The organism is Bacillus sp. FSL K6-1003 (genome assembly GCF_037964945.1).
Classification (GTDB): Bacteria; Bacillota; Bacilli; order Bacillales; family Bacillaceae; genus Bacillus; species Bacillus mojavensis.
Genome location: NZ_CP150176.1, coordinates 1,561,943 through 1,576,987, shown reverse-complemented (window position 1 = coordinate 1,576,987; position 15,045 = coordinate 1,561,943). Strand labels below are relative to the sequence as shown.

The following is a 15,045-nucleotide window of genomic DNA, read 5'->3' as shown; positions in this document are numbered from 1 at the left end:
GGCTGCCGATTTCAAGACAAGCCCTTACTTAAGCATATGCACGGCGTCTATAAACATGTCACCGCGTTCTTCAAATGTTTTGAATTGATCCCAGCTCGCACACGCAGGTGAAAGCAGAATGACATCTCCTTCATTTGAGAGCGCAAACGCCGCAGATACTGCTTGTTCAACATTATCGACACGTTTGACATGTTGTATTCCCAGATCATTTCCGAGCTTTTCGAGTTTCGGCGCTGTCTGTCCGAATGTAAGCACCGCTTTGACATGCTTCATGTAAGGTTTTAAGTCGTCAAAGCCATTTCCGCGATCCAGTCCGCCTGCAAGCAGGATGACAGGTTTTTCAAAAGCCGAAAGCGCTTTGCTTGTCGCCAAAACGTTTGTTGCTTTGCTGTCATTATAAAACTTACGGTTCTTCACTGTTGTGACATACTGGAGACGGTGCTTTACGCCGGTAAAGCTTGTCAGCACTGTTTTGATGGCCTCGTTGGACGCTCCAGCCGTTTTCACTGCCGCAATCGCGGCTAAAATGTTCTCCAGATTATGCGCACCTGGCAGCACAACCTCTTCCAGAGGAAGAATAGCTTCGCCGTTGTACATAATCATGCCCTCTTTTACATAAGCGCCGTGTTCAAGCTGTTTGCTTACTGAAAAAGGAACAATTCCGGCTTCTCCGGCCTCAGCCAGGCGCACGACTGTTTCATCATCCTGGTTGACAATTGCTTTATCTGAAGCTTTCTGATGCAGATACACTTTTTGTTTCGCTTTTTCATAGTTTTCTCTCGTATGATGATAATCCAGATGGGCATCAAACACGTTTAAAATCAGGCTGATTTCAGGCCTGAAGTCGTGCGTTCCCATCAGCTGAAATGACGAAAGTTCCGTTACGATCCATTCATCTCCATCAGCGTGATAGGCAACCTCACTTGCGACTGTACCGATGTTTCCGGCGATCAGCGCCTTTTGAGAGTCTGCCTTCAGCATTTCATAAATCAGCGTTGTTGTTGTCGTTTTTCCATTCGAACCAGTGATCCCAATAAATTTGGCATTCGTCAGATGGTAGGCAAGCTCAATTTCCGTCCATATCGGGATGCCTCTTTTTTCTGCTTCCTGAACCATAATATTTTCATATGGAATACCCGGGTTTTTGATCAGTACAGTAATCTGGTGCTGATCGAACAGAGAAACAGGGTGCTCTCCGCAGACAACTTCGACCCCTTTTTCAGAAAGTTTCTGGGCTGGTTCGTTCTCATCAAAAGGCTTTTGGTCGTTGACTGTAACATAGACACCTTTTTCATGAAGAATAGAAGCCGCCGCAAACCCGCTTTTGGCGAGTCCAAGGACTAAAAAATGCTGATTTTGCAAAAATAGATCGTTTTCCACTTATAACCACACCTCGATGTAAATTCCTAATACGGCAAGCAAAAGTCCCGCAGCCCAAAATGTTACAACAACTCTCCATTCAGACCACCCGACAAGCTCATAATGGTGGTGAAGCGGACTCATTTTAAAGATTCGTTTACCTGTCGTTTTAAAGCTGATGACCTGCAGAATAACGGATAATGTCTCAATGACGAATACACCGCCGATAATAACCAGCAGGATTTCTAATTTCGTTAAAATGGCAATGGTGACGATTGCTCCTCCCAATGCAAGTGATCCTGTATCTCCCATAAACACTTTGGCTGGATGCGCATTGAAGACTAGGAAGCCCAGTACCGCTCCGACAACCGCAACTGAGAAAATAGCAACATCATATTGGGATTGATTCCATGCCAGAATGGCAAAGGCGCCAAAAGCAATGGCTGCCGTACCTGATAATAGACCGTCAAGACCATCAGTCAGGTTGACGGCGTTTGATCCGCCGACAAGCATAAATAGCACAAGGATAAAGTAAGCCCAGCCAAGATCAAATGACAGATCAGTCCCAGGAATGCGGATATCCGTCGCAAAATTGTAGTAATGATACACCGCATAAAACACAATTGCAATGATAATTTGTCCGATCAGTTTTTGCTTTGACGTCAGACCGAGATTTCGTTTCATTACGACTTTGATGTAATCATCCAAAAAGCCGAGTAAACCGTAACCGATCGTGACAAACAGCAGCAGGAACATTTCCGGACTTATTTCTGAAAACTTCTGCGTCATCACTATTGTTGTCACAATGATAGACAGTATGATCATGACCCCGCCCATTGTCGGTGTCCCTGATTTTTTCTGGTGTGATTTCGGTCCTTCTTCTCTAATACTCTGGCCGAATTTTAATCTTCTTAAAAACGGAATAAGAATCGGAGAGAGCAGAACACTGATTAAAAAACCCATTAAAATTGTAAACAGAATGACTTGCTCAAGCATTGTCCTTTTCTCCTCCTGTTTCTTTCAAACGACATACGTAGTTATCATATTCATGTTTTTTTTCCATATGAAAAATCTTTTCAAGCTCCATCATGCAATAACATCTCTTTCCTATGAATTCGTCTTATTTTTATTCAGTTCGACAATGGCTCTTGCCGCCACTTCGGCATCGTCAAAGTCAAAGGTTTCGTTTCCAATCTGCTGATAGGTTTCATGTCCTTTCCCAGCAATGAGGACAACATCGCCTTTTTTGGCGTTGGCAATGGCAAAGAAGATCGCCTGCTCGCGGTTGGCAATGCTGTGGTAGTATTCGTTCTCTACCCCTGCTTCCATATCTCTTAAAATGGCACGCGGATCTTCGCTTCTCGGATTATCTGAAGTGAAAATTGGTTCGTCAGCCAGCTCAACAGCGATTTTCGCCATTTTCGGGCGCTTTGTCTTATCTCTGTCTCCGCCGCAGCCGACAACAACAAAAAGCTTTCCTTCCGCCATGTCTCTGCATGTCTTCAGTACGTTTTCAAGGCTGTCCGGCGTATGCGCGTAATCAACAATAACCGGAAACTCCTGCTGCTGATTAACCAGTTCAAAACGGCCTCTTACGCCATGCAATTCTTCCACGGCTTCTGTAATGGTTTCAAACGGAATGCCTGCCGCAATACAAGTCGCAACAGCAGCGAGCACGTTATACACGTTAAACTGTCCGACGAGCGACATCGTGATGTGCTTCGTGCCTTTGTTCGTCACCAGTTCAAAACTTGTGCCCTGTGCAGTAGTTTTGATATCTTTCGCCATTACATCAGCATTGTTTTTAATTCCATATGTAGAAATATGTGCCGCAGTGACCTTTTCAAAATAAGCGCTTGCCTCATCATCCGCGTTTAAAACAGCCCGTTTTGGATTTTCATGGTTGAATGCCCCGCCAAGCTGAGAAAACAGCAGGCTTTTTGCCTGTCGGTATTCATCCATCGTTTTGTGATAGTCAAGATGATCCTGTGTTAAGTTCGTAAACACGGCGATGTCATAATCACAGCCGTGAACCCGTCCCAGTGATAAAGCGTGAGAAGAAACCTCCATGATGGCCGTGTCGACATGCTTGTCATTCATTTTTTTAAATGTTTGCTGTAACGTGACGCTTTCCGGTGTCGTGTTTTTAACGGGAAGTGTTTCGTCATCGATTTTAATGTACATCGTGCCGATTAAGCCTGTTCGCTTCCCCGCTTTTTTGAGAATCTCATCAACCATATGGGTCGTTGATGTTTTTCCGTTTGTGCCCGTTATTCCGATCAGCTGCAGTTTCTTTGTCGGCTGTCCGTAAAACGCATCAGACAAAACGCTGAGCGCCCGCAGTGATTGCCGGACAATGATGACAGGCACATCCACATCGAGCTCCTTTTCAGCCACAATAGCCGCTGCGCCGTTTTCAACTGCTTTTTGCGCAAAATCATGGCCATCTACCGTATACCCTTTTACACATACAAAAAGACTCCCTTTCTTTACTTCCCTGGAGTCCATCTCAATTGAAGTTATTTCAGGGTCTTGTGAATCATTTACAGAAGGTTCGGTTGTTAAGTATGTAAGCAGCTTTGTAAGTTTCATCGTATCAAACCTCTCAACATTCTATTCGTTCTTTTTATCATTGAAGTCACATCAAATGATGTGATAATGACTTTTAAGCATACAGTTCATATTTTAGCGTAAAAAAAAGGATACATCCAGCTAATCTTGAAAGATATCAGCATTTTTCTGCAATAAAATAATAGGCAGCCCGAATTAATCGGCTGCCTCCTTTTTTTCATCTTCTTCAGTCAAATAAACACGTATCTTAGAGCCCTCTTTTACTTTTGTTCCTGCAGCTGGTGATTGTTTGACGATTTTGCTTCCTTTTCCGGAAGCATCTATATTCAGATTCACCAAAAGTGACTCAAGATCTGAGACAGACATCCCTACAACATTCGGAACTTCTATTGTTTTTGTGTCGTTCCATTGATATTTTTTTTCGATTTGATTTTTCCTAGGCTTCACACCAAGCTCCGGCAGGCTGTCTCTCATAATACTTCCCACAATAGGCGCTGCAACGGTTCCGCCAAACTGAATCGTGCCTTTCGGGTTATCGACCGCGACATAGACGACAAGACTCGGGTCGTCAGCCGGCGCGAAACCGATAAATGATACAATATGGTTGTTTTCGAGGTATTTTCCATCTTTCACCTTTTGCGCTGTACCTGTTTTGCCGCCGACACGATAGCCTTCGACAAACGCATTGCGTCCGGTGCCTTCTGCAACGACGCTTTCTAAAGCATAGCGGATTTGTTTTGATGTTCCCTTAGAAATGACTTGTTTCTTGGCGATTGGCGATTGTTTTTTGACTGTTTTTTTGGTTACCGGATCAATCCACTCTTTTGCTATATAAGGTGTGTAGAGCGTGCCGCCGTTAACAGCGGCAGAAACGGCTGCAACCTGCTGAATCGGCGTGACGGATACCCCCTGTCCAAAGGCGGTTGTCGCTTGCTCAACCGGGCCTACTCTGTCAAGCGGAAATAAAATCCCTGTTCCTTCACCTTGCAAGTCAATCCCGGTTTTTTGGCCAAATCCAAAGCCTTTTATATATTTGAATAGCTTTTCTTTGCCCAATCTCTCTCCCAATTCAACAAAGCCGGGGTTACAGGAGTTTTGTACAACTTCAAGATACGTTTGCAGTCCGTGGCCGCCCCTTTTCCAGCAGCGCAGTCTTGCTCCGTCTACTTCTGCATGTCCTTTATCATAAAATTGGTCGCGTTTTAAGTTGACTTTTTGCTCCTCCAGAGCCGCCGCAAGTGTAATAATCTTAAAGGTCGAACCCGGCTCGTACGTGCTCCACACAGGGAGATTCCGATTGTAAACGGACGGGTCAACAGATTGATAATCAGCCGGATCAAAGTCAGGTCTGCTTGCCATCCCAAGTATTTCTCCGTTTTTCGGGTTCATTGCAACTGCAATCATACCGTCTGGATGATATTTAGCTTCAGCGTTATCAAGCTCTCGTTCCATTATGGTTTGCACCTTCGAATCTACAGTTAGCTTCATATCGAGTCCATCCTTAGGAGGCGTGTAGTCATCGGCTTCATCGGGCATTTTCTTCCCTTTGGCATCTGTATAAAACTTAACAGAGCCTTTTTCTCCTTTTAAATCATCATCATAATAGGCTTCAAGCCCGAGGAGTCCTTGGTTATCAATCCCGGCAAACCCAAGAACATGAGATAAAAAGCTGCCGAACGGATAATGGCGGATACTATCCTCCGCTACATACACCCCTTTTAAATCGAGCGCTTTGATTTCTTTTGCCTTCTCATTTGAAATTTTTCTCCCTTCCGGCGTAATCTTTTCTATCGACGCTTTTTTTGTGACGTGCTTATATACTTTTTCTTCAGACATATTTAACACCGCAGCCAGCTGTTTGCTCGTTTTCAGTGGATCCTGGACTTGGCGCGGCACGACAAATACGGTCGGAGCACTCTTATTTGTAGCAAGCTTAACGCCGTTCCGATCAAGGATCTCTCCCCGTTCCGGCTCAAACGGCAGGTTCCGGCTCCAGGAATCCTTCGCCAGAGAAGTCAGTTTCTCCCCCATGACAAACTGAACATACCCCAGCCTTGTATCAATGATCAGAAATACGATCACTCCAAAAAGCAAAACAAATAATAAACGTTTTCTAACCGTTACATTCGAGACGCGCAAGGCACCGTTCACTCCTTATTTAGGCTTGTTTCATTTTATGCCTGCGTGTGGACAGGTAGAACGGCGCTCCTCTTTGGAGATAGAAAAAAAGAAAGCTCACCCAACAGGGTAAGCTTTCTTTCTATTTAATCAGGATTCTTAAACTTCACCTTGATCACGGTTCCGTCTTTTATTTCTTTGTCCTTCTTAACGCTTTGGCTCACAGCGTAACCTTGTCCGCTCACTTCTATATGAATTCCTGCCAAATCGCCGTATTGAAGAACCTCTCTTCTCGACCAGCCTGTCATATCAGGCATCTTGATTTTGCCCCCCGTTTTCAGGAAGACCTTCTGATTGGTCAAAACCTCCTCACCCGCTTTTGGATATTGATGTTTTACTGCAATATCACTGCCGATCACAATCGGTGTGAGGTTTTCGTCTTTCGCTTTCTTTTGAGCACCTGTTACAGTTTGATCTGTTAAATCAGGCATCGCCTGCGCTTTCGTTTCTTCCTCATCTGAATCTGACGTTTCAGTCGGTTCAATGTTCAGATAATGCAAACTGTTTTTCATTGTCGGATTGAAAATTTCAGATACTGGATTAGAGCCTGTTTCATCATTTTCTAATTGCGGCTGCTGCACTGCAACATAGATCAGCAGCTCAGGATCATCTTTAGGCGCCATTCCCATTACGGAAAATACGTAATTATCGCGTCCAGATAGATAACCGTTTTGTCCGGCAATTTGCGCTGTTCCGGTTTTAACAGCCACATCAAAACCTTCAATTTTATATGGCTGTCCAGTACCGATATCAGATGTAACGACATCACCTAAAATATTACGAACCTTTTTAGCGGTATCCGCAGAAATTGGGGTACCGGCGGACTGAGGTTTATTTTGATAAATGGTTTTTTTCTTGTCAGGATCAACAATATGGTCTATGACATAGGGTTTCATCATTTTACCGTCATTTGCTATTGCAGTTGCAGCCTGCAGCTGTTGAATTGGTGTTACGGCAGAGGCTTGGCCATATGCAGTTGATGCTTTGTCAAATTCATATTTAAAGTTCATCTTACTTGATACTTCACCCGGCAAGTCAATACCTGTTTTTTGATAGAAATTGAACTTATGAAGATACTCATTAAACCGGGAATAGCCTAATTTTTCATTAGCCAGTTTGGCAAAAGCCACATTAGAAGATCTCACTACACCGTCATGGTATGTTGTTGGCCCCCAGCCTACACCATCATTATGGTCCTTTACAGGTTCTCCGCCTACTTTATATGTTCCGGACTTGTACTTTTCATTGCCGTTATACACATTCTCCTGTATGGCAGCAGCAAGTGTAAAAATTTTCATCGTTGATCCAGGCTCATACGCATATGAAATTAAATCATTATAGTAGTTCGTCACATCGCGCATATTCGGGTCAAAGCTTGGACGCTGACCCATTGCTAGCACTTTGCCTGTTTTCGGATCGACGACTGCTGCCATGATTTTTTTCGGATTATACTTTTTCGCCACTTTTGTCATGCTGTCTTCCAAAAAGGTTTGAATTTTCTGATCAATGGTTAAATATACATTGTCACCATTTTTTGGAGCTGTAATTTTATTTTTGCTGTTCGGGAGTTCCCAGCCGGATTTGTCACTTTCATATGTTACGTATCCGTCGCGCTCCCTCAAATACTTATCCAGCACTTTTTCTAATCCCATCGCGCCGGTGATTTCATTTGTTTTTTGGTCAACCTCGGCATAGCCAATCAAGTTGGACGCAAATATGCCGTTCGGGTAGTAGCGTTTTGTATCACGCAAAAATGAAATTCCCGGGAGATTCAGCTTTTCGATTTTTTGCTTTTGTGAATAAGTAATATCCCGTCCCGCTGAACCGAACTCGACTTGTTTTGCCTTCTTCTTATTTAAGATATCAAGGATATCAGCCTTGTCCATGTTTATCATTTTAGACAATTCTTCAGCTGTTTTTTCCTTGTTCTGGACATGCTGCGGATGCTTTTTGTCAGTAGTCATTTTTTCATCGAGAACAGCGATCAGCTTATACGTAGCTGTATCCTCAGCAATTACTTTTCCATTTCGGTCTAAGATGGAGCCCCTGCTCGCTTCGATTGACCGTTTCTTTTCATGCTGCTCTGTCGCTTTTGTCGCAAGAACTTCACCGTTGGCTTTTCCGGTTATTTGAATATATGCCATTCTCCCGAGGATGACAAAGAAAAAGAGAGCGAAACAAATACTTAGAATCGCTGCTCCTCTGTTCATAAATTTATTCTTTTTTGGCATTTGAATCATTCCTGTATGTTTTTCACTTTTTTATCTTTTAAATTCAAGCCGTTCTTTTTCGCAATATCCATAATGCGCTGCGGCTTGCTTAAATCAGCAACGCTTTTTTCGAGGTCACCAATCTGCTTGTTTTCGGAAGAAATTTGCTCCTCAAGCTTTTGCACCTCTATATTTGTTTGGTAAGCCGCATAAGCCTTCGACACGATCAAAAGCGATACGCTCAGCACTGCAGCGGCGAAGAGGACGAGAAGCACCTTTTCTCCGAGAGTAATGGAAGCCCTTTTCTTGACAATCACTTTTTTCTCAGGACTGATCGCATGCCGTTGCTGTTTCTCTGGTTGATAAGCTAAATTGTTCATAGGCTGATGACCTCCTTTTTAGGTTTGCGTTCGCGTTTGTTATTTTCTTTTTTCAGCAATTCGAAGCTTCGCAGAACGGGCACGATTGTTTTCTGCCAATTCTTCTTCAGATGCCGTGATCGGTTTTCTTGTGATAAGCTTGAGCTCTGGTTCAAACTCTTCCGGTATAACAGGAAGACCCGGAGGAAGATCCGGAAGTGACGACTTCTCTTTAAACGTTGATTTGCAAATTCTGTCCTCAAGTGAGTGGAAGGTAATCACTGATACCCTGCCCCCCGGCTTTAACACATCAATTGCTTGCTCCAAAGCCTCTTCAAAAACCTTCAGTTCATCGTTCACAGCAATTCTGATTGCCTGAAACACGCGTTTTGCGGGATGTCCTCCGCTCCTTCTGGCCGGAGCGGGAATCGCGTCTTTTATTAGATCGACCAGTTGGCCCGTAGTTTGAATAGGAGATTTGCTTCTGGCCTCCTCAATTTTTCTGGCGATCTGTTTGCTGAACTTCTCTTCACCGTATTTAAAGAAAATACGGACAAGATCCTCATAGCGCCACTCATTTACGACCTCTTTCGCCGTAAGCGTGGCCGACTGGTCCATCCTCATGTCCAAAGGTGCGTCATGATGGTAACTGAATCCTCTTTCCGGTGTATCCAGCTGCGGGGAAGACACCCCTAGATCAAATAAAATACCGTCTACTTCAGTAATGCCGTGTTCTTGTAAACATTCTTTTAAGTACCTAAAGTTGCTTTTAATCAGAATAAGCTGTCCTTGATAATCGGACAACGCTTCTTCTGCATGCTGTAATGCCGTGTCATCTTGGTCAAAAGCGATTAAACGCCCTTTCTCGGATAACTGCTGTAATAAATATGTACTGTGCCCAGCTCCACCGAGTGTGCAGTCTACATATGTACCGTCCGGTTTAATATTTAGGCCGTCAACGGTTTCACGAAGAAGTACTGTCTTGTGTTGAAACATTTTGTGTTGGTCCCACCTTTTATCAGGATGAATTGAAATTGTTTTTAGAGTGTTATACACGAAGATTCATTATATATCAAATCCAATCATGTTTTCAGCAATTTCAGCGAATGAATCTTCTTGCTCTTCTGTGTATTGTTCCCAAATTACCTTACTCCACAATTCAATTCGATTCGAAACCCCGATAACAACACATTCTTTTTCCAGTTTAGCGTAATTCAATAGAGATGATGCGATATTTACCCTGCCCTGCTTGTCCAGTTCGCACTCTGTCGCACCCGAAAAGAAGAAACGTGTAAATGCGCGGGCATCTTTTTTTGTGAGAGGAAGAGCTTTTAGTTTTTCTTCAATCTGTTTCCACTCGTGCATAGGGTAGCCGAAGAGACACTGATCAAGTCCTCTTGTCAGCACAAACTGCTCACCGAGGCCTTCTCTGAATTTAGCGGGTACGATCATGCGGCCTTTCGCATCAATTGTATGCTGGTATTCACCCATAAACATGATCTTTTGCCCCACTTTCTCTCCTTAACTCACCACTATCCACCACTTCTCTCCACAACTTCATTTTACACTGTTTACACATAAAAAAAAACCCTGAACTATTCAGGGTTCTTTAAAACTTTATTTCAAAGTTTGACAACTTGATGTTGATTTTGAAAAGAAAATGGCAGATTCTTGAATGATATGAAGAATTTTGGGCCGTACCTGTTTAGATAATACATGATATTCCAAATTCGCTCTTGCGGTGCGAGCAGCGGCTTAATGCTATTTTGAATTCTCTCATAATCCCTTAAGACATAGCCTTCTTTTTCCTCAATTCGTTTTGTCACTGTACGCTCTAAAAACTGAAGCTGATCCTGAATAAACGCCGCGTTCTTCAGGAGCAAAGGCTCCATGCTCTGATCAACCTTAAGCGCCTCCTGCCGGACGGTTTTATGAATGGCATCAATCTGGTTTTTCGCTTGCTCAATTACCGCGGTAAACTCTTCCGGAATCTGGTGTTCAAAGTATTTCTCTTTTTGGTTTTCCGTTCCGCCTTCTATTGCCTCTTGTAATGATATCTTTCGTTCAATCAGTTTTTTCTCAATATGGCGTTCAACTATCGTGATGTTCAGCCTCGGCATAACAGGAGGCATTTTAAAGCCCATCACTGCAAAAGCCTGTTTGAGCTCACCCCAATAATTGATTTCACCAGGTCCCGCGATAAATGCCAAGGTAGGAATCAAAAATTCCTGCATTAACGGTCTCGTTACGACATTATTGCTGAAGCGCTCAGGATGTTCTTCCATATGTGTATAAAGTTCATCCATCGACCATGCCAGATCAAGTTCCTTAATCACAAAACGGCCGTTGTCTTTCTCAATTAAAAAGCGTTCCTCTTCATATTCATAAAACAGATTTGCCTGCTCTTTTCCAGACTCGATAATCGGCTTGTAACCCGCTTCACGCATGAAGTCCTGCTGTTTAGAAACAGCTTGTGCAAGATCATCATTGTCATGGAGGATCTTTTGGAACATGGCGGTTTCCAGCTTTTTAATTCCCGGGTCTCCGGAATTCAACAATACTAAGCCCTCCTCTTGAAACAGATCCGCAATCAGCTGTTCAAAGAAATCGGTAAACGTAACAGATTCTCTTAAACATCGTTTTACATGTTCCAGAAGTGTGTTCGTATGGTCTGTTTCTTCAAAAGCCGCAAACACATCGTCTATCCATGCGGCGCATTTTTCTTGGTCAAGCGGTGTATTGGCGGCAGATGACTTTTTCCAGTAAGACTGTGGAAGCTTTTTTTTCACCGGACCGCTTTCTTCTGACGTATGGACAAAATTAATTTCATCCAAATCATGGTCTTCTCCGGCAACCCAAAAAATCGGTACAACAGGCACCTTTAGCTGTTCTTCCTTTTCCTTTGCTAAAACAATAATTGAGATGATTTTATGTATGGTGTAGAGCGGTCCTGTTAAAAGCCCTGCCTGCTGTCCGCCGACAACAGCAACACTCGAAGGATCCTTCAGCTTCTCAATAGAATGCTGCATAGCGCTTGAGCCGAACTTGTTGTGATAAGAGGATAAATAGGCTGTCAATTCCTCTCTTGCGAAAACCCGCGAGGATAAATCTTTCAGTCTTTCTTGCCACATATCCTTATGATGAATGCTGTAATCAAAAAAAGAAGACATTTCTTCTTTACCATCTATATAGTGCTGTACAAACACATTCTGATTTTTGATGGAAAGTTCAGTTAGCTGCATCTTCTAGAACTTCCTTTCTCCAATAAATAGTTAGTTATCCGAAATGAGTATAGCATGTTACCAGAAAAGCTCAAAAGACTTTGTTTCGGTTTCGCTCCAAAGCTTTGATGCTGCCATGTAAAAACGCAAGGTGAACAGCGTCACGACCTTGAAGCTGTGCTTCTTTCAGCAAATATCCGAGGATGGCGTCAGCCTCCGTCTGCCGTCCGGCGGTCACATCGACCAGCATGGAAGAGCGATTGTCTTTCGTTTGCTCACAAACTGCACGTACACGCTCCCAGGCTGCCTCTTCATCTTCCAGCCGCAAAATGCTGCATGCCTCTTGAAAAACGAGCTTCATATAAGAAAAATAAGCAGGCACTGTCAACAGCTCTCCATTTTTCACACGCAGCATCGCGGTTAAAGGATTGATACAGGCGTTTACGATCAGCTTGCCCGTCAGCAGGCGATACCAATCCATCTCATAGCGAATTGGAAATTCGGAATGGTTATGCTGGAACATCACGTTCAGCCGATCTGCTTCAGCATGCTTGAATGTGCTCCATTTTATCGCACCAATGCCTGTATGTTCAACGGCTGTATCCGATTTCCTTACAGCTCCGTGCTCAACAACCCCAACATAAACGGAATGGTCAGCCCCCCAGTCTTTAAGGTCGTGTATATGACCCATACCGTTTTGCAAGAATAAAATATTTGTTTTTTTGATTCGTTCAAGCATTGAAAAAACAGTTCGAAGCTGATGCTGTTTCACTGTCACGACAAGAAGGTCAAAACCTGAATCAATAGCTGTACCCGCACTGCAATGAGCATTGAACGCTTTCCCGGCTTTATAAAGCCGAACACCTTCAGATTGAATCGCTGCGGCCTGTTCATCCCGCCTCGTCAAAACAGTCACCTCATGATCCAAAGATAAATAATAGGCACATAAAAGACCGACGGAGCCCCCGCCGATAATTCCAATTTTCATGATGTCACACCCAATTTAACATTTACGTATTATCATAGCAGAAGTATGAAAAAAATACTTCGCAGAGATTTCAAAACACTTAAATTAAAGTTTAAATATTTGGATTTTTTAAATAAAGCGATTACAATATATGTAGAGAACAACAAAGGGGGAGATTGGTTTGATTAAGGTAGAACGTCTGCTTGTCAACTATAAAACGCTTGAAGAATTCAAGAAATTCAAAGAATATGGTATACAAGAGCTCTCGATGCTTGAAGATCTTCAAGCTAATATCATTGAAAATGACAGCACTTCGCCTTTTTATGGGATTTATTTTGGGGATAAACTGGTAGCGCGTATGAGTCTGTATCAAGTCAATGGCAAATCAAATCCTTACTTCGACCAACACCAGGATTACTTAGAGCTTTGGAAGCTTGAAGTCCTTCCAGGTTATCAAAACAGAGGCTACGGTACAGCCTTAGTTGAATTCGCCAAATCATTCAGAATGCCGATCCGAACAAACCCTCGGATCAAATCAGCAGAGTTTTTTAGTAAAATGAACTTTGAACCAGTCAAATATGACATGGCGCGGGACAAAGGGGAAAACCCGCTCATCTGGCATCCGGATATAGCTGGCGAAATGACACCGGGTGAATCAGCATAAAAATGAAACAACCGGCCTTTGATGACTCTAGGGCCGGTTCATTTTGAGGGTTCGTTACGTTTCTTGAGCTGTTTTTTTCAGTCTCCCGTCTTCCTTTGAAACAACCATTTTTCTGGCTCGGTCCATAATATCGATAAGTGCCTTGTAGTCCTCTTCTGTCATCTCCAGCTGGTTTCTCAATGTTTGGTTTTCACTCCGCAAATCCTCGAGTTCTTTTTGCAGCGACTGAATTTGCTCCTTCATTTTTTCCTTTTCAACGTGGAATTCTTGCGCGGACGGTGCCTCTTTAAACTGTTCGAGAAACTCAATCACATCCTGAATGGACAAATCTCTTTTTCCCTCTGAAGCTGCCGGGGCAGTCTGCCTGACGGAATTCGGCATATTGACGGAATGAACCCCAATTTGTTTTCTTAGTTCTTTCCGCTGTTTTTTTGCCAGTTCTATGCCTGATTGGTATTGCTTTCTCACATAAGAGTTCCACCTGAATCCGCAGGCAGCGGCTGTTCTGGTCAGCGCCCTTCCGACCTCCTCAAAGGCAGAAAGCTGTGTTCCGCCCTCGCGAATATGACGAAGCACTACTTCTGCCAGCAGCAAATCCTCATCCTGTGTCCAAGCATCTTGTCTTGTAATGGTCAAATCAATCTCCCTCCATGTCAGCTTATTTATCTCATACATATGCCGGTAATAGATTAGATAGACTATTTGCACTCACAAATTTTCTACAAGCTGACAGGAAGAAAAAAAGAAAAAGCGCAGGGTTTTCACCCTGCGCTTTTCTAATTAGTTACTTTTTACATTTATGTCTTTGCCGTTGTATGATCCGCATGCTTTGCATACACGGTGAGACAATTTCATCTCTCCGCATGACGGACATTCTGTCATACCAGGTACATTAAGTTTGAAATGTGTACGGCGCAATCTTTTTTTCATTTTAGAAGTTCTTCTAAAAGGTACAGCCATTATTCCCACCTCCTTAAAGAGTTAAGATTCATCATCTTGTTTTAAGAGCTTTTCAAGGGCAGCAAGTCTCGGATCGACTTGATTCTTCTTGTCTTCCTCTGAAATGACTTGCCAGTCCTTTCCTTCTTGAGGAGCAGCTCCTTTTTCTTGTTCAGATTCACAAAAGATTTGCATAGGGATTTCTAAAAGAATTTCTTCTTTCACGATCGGAGTTAAGTCGATAGTATCGTCCTCAACAATGTGAACGTCATCATCTTCTATATCATCCGTCTGATGAAATATAAACAGTTCTTTTGTTGAAATTGTAAATGGATACGGAACATCAACGAGTGTTCTTGAGCATGGCAAAATCATTTCGCCTGAGATCGTAAAATCAAACGAAACCTGCTTAGATTTGATATCCGCTCTGCCTTTCACCCTTACAGGAGAAATGCGGCGAATGTCAGAATTCAGCTTTGTCAGCTCATGTAACTCAACTGTCTCATCAAACTCAAAACTCGGGTTTTTCATTTGATGCAACTGATAAATCGTCCATTTCATTTGTATCACCTCAGGA

General features: G+C 43.1%; 14 protein-coding genes. 1 reads left to right on the top strand and 13 read right to left on the bottom strand.

Annotation, left to right across the window (positions count from 1 at the left end; genetic code table 11):
* Nucleotides 1-24 precede the first annotated feature (24 nt).
* The 10 genes from murD to NSU16_RS08155 all read right to left on the bottom strand — a co-directional run bounded on the left by murD (nt 25) and on the right by NSU16_RS08155 (nt 12,886).
* The gene (gene murD / locus NSU16_RS08200) at nt 25-1,380 is read right to left on the bottom strand and encodes a UDP-N-acetylmuramoyl-L-alanine--D-glutamate ligase (RefSeq protein ID WP_029441244.1); all 1,356 of its coding nucleotides are present in this window, start codon (nt 1,378-1,380) and stop codon (nt 25-27) included.
* On the bottom strand, nt 1,381-2,355 hold the full coding sequence (mraY, locus tag NSU16_RS08195) for a phospho-N-acetylmuramoyl-pentapeptide-transferase (protein ID WP_024121314.1): 975 nt from the start codon (nt 2,353-2,355) through the stop codon (nt 1,381-1,383).
* A 111-nt stretch (nt 2,356-2,466) separates the two neighbouring features.
* A complete protein-coding gene (locus tag NSU16_RS08190; RefSeq protein ID WP_029441243.1) occupies nt 2,467-3,951 on the bottom strand; it encodes a UDP-N-acetylmuramoyl-L-alanyl-D-glutamate--2,6-diaminopimelate ligase in 1,485 nt (494 codons plus the stop codon).
* A gap of 174 nt (nt 3,952-4,125) precedes the next feature.
* Complete coding sequence (locus NSU16_RS08185; RefSeq protein ID WP_229148151.1) at nt 4,126-6,069, bottom strand: stage V sporulation protein D; 1,944 nt, start codon at nt 6,067-6,069, stop codon at nt 4,126-4,128.
* 125 nt (nt 6,070-6,194) lie between these two features.
* Entirely contained in the window at nt 6,195-8,348 is a 2,154-nt protein-coding gene (gene pbpB / locus NSU16_RS08180) for a penicillin-binding protein 2B (protein WP_326333530.1), read from the bottom strand.
* The gene (ftsL, locus tag NSU16_RS08175) at nt 8,345-8,698 is read right to left on the bottom strand and encodes a cell division protein FtsL (RefSeq protein WP_010334153.1); all 354 of its coding nucleotides are present in this window, start codon (nt 8,696-8,698) and stop codon (nt 8,345-8,347) included. The genes pbpB and ftsL overlap by 4 nt, the downstream gene beginning before the upstream one ends.
* Nucleotides 8,699-8,737: 39 nt before the next feature.
* Nucleotides 8,738-9,673, bottom strand: a complete 936-nt coding sequence (gene rsmH / locus NSU16_RS08170; protein ID WP_268505629.1) for a 16S rRNA (cytosine(1402)-N(4))-methyltransferase RsmH — start codon at nt 9,671-9,673, stop codon at nt 8,738-8,740.
* 69 nt (nt 9,674-9,742) lie between these two features.
* On the bottom strand, nt 9,743-10,174 hold the full coding sequence (mraZ, locus tag NSU16_RS08165) for a division/cell wall cluster transcriptional repressor MraZ (RefSeq protein ID WP_003221402.1): 432 nt from the start codon (nt 10,172-10,174) through the stop codon (nt 9,743-9,745).
* A 125-nt stretch (nt 10,175-10,299) separates the two neighbouring features.
* Nucleotides 10,300-11,919 carry a bacillithiol biosynthesis cysteine-adding enzyme BshC gene (gene bshC, locus NSU16_RS08160; protein WP_010334151.1) on the bottom strand — a complete coding sequence of 540 codons (1,620 nt, stop codon included), beginning with the start codon at nt 11,917-11,919 and terminating at the stop codon, nt 10,300-10,302.
* Between the two features lie 70 nt (nt 11,920-11,989).
* The gene (locus tag NSU16_RS08155; protein ID WP_339192495.1) at nt 11,990-12,886 is read right to left on the bottom strand and encodes a 2-dehydropantoate 2-reductase; all 897 of its coding nucleotides are present in this window, start codon (nt 12,884-12,886) and stop codon (nt 11,990-11,992) included.
* A gap of 160 nt (nt 12,887-13,046) precedes the next feature.
* On the opposite strand from NSU16_RS08155, the gene NSU16_RS08150 reads away from it, so the two are divergent.
* Complete coding sequence (locus NSU16_RS08150) at nt 13,047-13,529, top strand: N-acetyltransferase (protein ID WP_168747733.1); 483 nt, start codon at nt 13,047-13,049, stop codon at nt 13,527-13,529.
* Between the two features lie 54 nt (nt 13,530-13,583).
* On the opposite strand, the gene gerR is transcribed toward NSU16_RS08150, so the two are convergent.
* The 3 genes from gerR to NSU16_RS08135 form a co-directional block, all read right to left on the bottom strand.
* Nucleotides 13,584-14,165: a sporulation-specific transcriptional regulator GerR gene (gene gerR, locus NSU16_RS08145; RefSeq protein ID WP_268446266.1), complete on the bottom strand. Its 582-nt coding sequence runs from the start codon at nt 14,163-14,165 to the stop codon at nt 13,584-13,586.
* Nucleotides 14,166-14,309: 144 nt separating this feature from the next.
* Nucleotides 14,310-14,489, bottom strand: a complete 180-nt coding sequence (gene rpmF / locus NSU16_RS08140; protein ID WP_003154457.1) for a 50S ribosomal protein L32 — start codon at nt 14,487-14,489, stop codon at nt 14,310-14,312.
* A 21-nt stretch (nt 14,490-14,510) separates the two neighbouring features.
* Entirely contained in the window at nt 14,511-15,029 is a 519-nt protein-coding gene (locus NSU16_RS08135; protein WP_010334147.1) for a DUF177 domain-containing protein, read from the bottom strand.
* Nucleotides 15,030-15,045 lie beyond the last annotated feature (16 nt).

Excerpts from the sequence above, each read along its gene's own strand:
- rpmF (WP_003154457.1), bottom strand. The coding sequence starts at position 14,489 with ATGGCTGTACCTTTTAGAAGAACTTCTAAAATGAAAAAAAGATTGCGC.
- ftsL (WP_010334153.1), bottom strand. The coding sequence starts at position 8,698 with ATGAACAATTTAGCTTATCAACCAGAGAAACAGCAACGGCATGCGATC.
- mraZ (WP_003221402.1), bottom strand. The coding sequence starts at position 10,174 with ATGTTTATGGGTGAATACCAGCATACAATTGATGCGAAAGGCCGCATG.
- NSU16_RS08135 (WP_010334147.1), bottom strand. The coding sequence starts at position 15,029 with ATGAAATGGACGATTTATCAGTTGCATCAAATGAAAAACCCGAGTTTT.
- bshC (WP_010334151.1), bottom strand. The coding sequence starts at position 11,919 with ATGCAGCTAACTGAACTTTCCATCAAAAATCAGAATGTGTTTGTACAG.
- NSU16_RS08155 (WP_339192495.1), bottom strand. The coding sequence starts at position 12,886 with ATGAAAATTGGAATTATCGGCGGGGGCTCCGTCGGTCTTTTATGTGCC.
- pbpB (WP_326333530.1), bottom strand. The coding sequence starts at position 8,348 with ATGATTCAAATGCCAAAAAAGAATAAATTTATGAACAGAGGAGCAGCG.
- rsmH (WP_268505629.1), bottom strand. The coding sequence starts at position 9,673 with ATGTTTCAACACAAGACAGTACTTCTTCGTGAAACCGTTGACGGCCTA.
- NSU16_RS08190 (WP_029441243.1), bottom strand. The coding sequence starts at position 3,951 with ATGAAACTTACAAAGCTGCTTACATACTTAACAACCGAACCTTCTGTA.
- mraY (WP_024121314.1), bottom strand. The coding sequence starts at position 2,355 with ATGCTTGAGCAAGTCATTCTGTTTACAATTTTAATGGGTTTTTTAATC.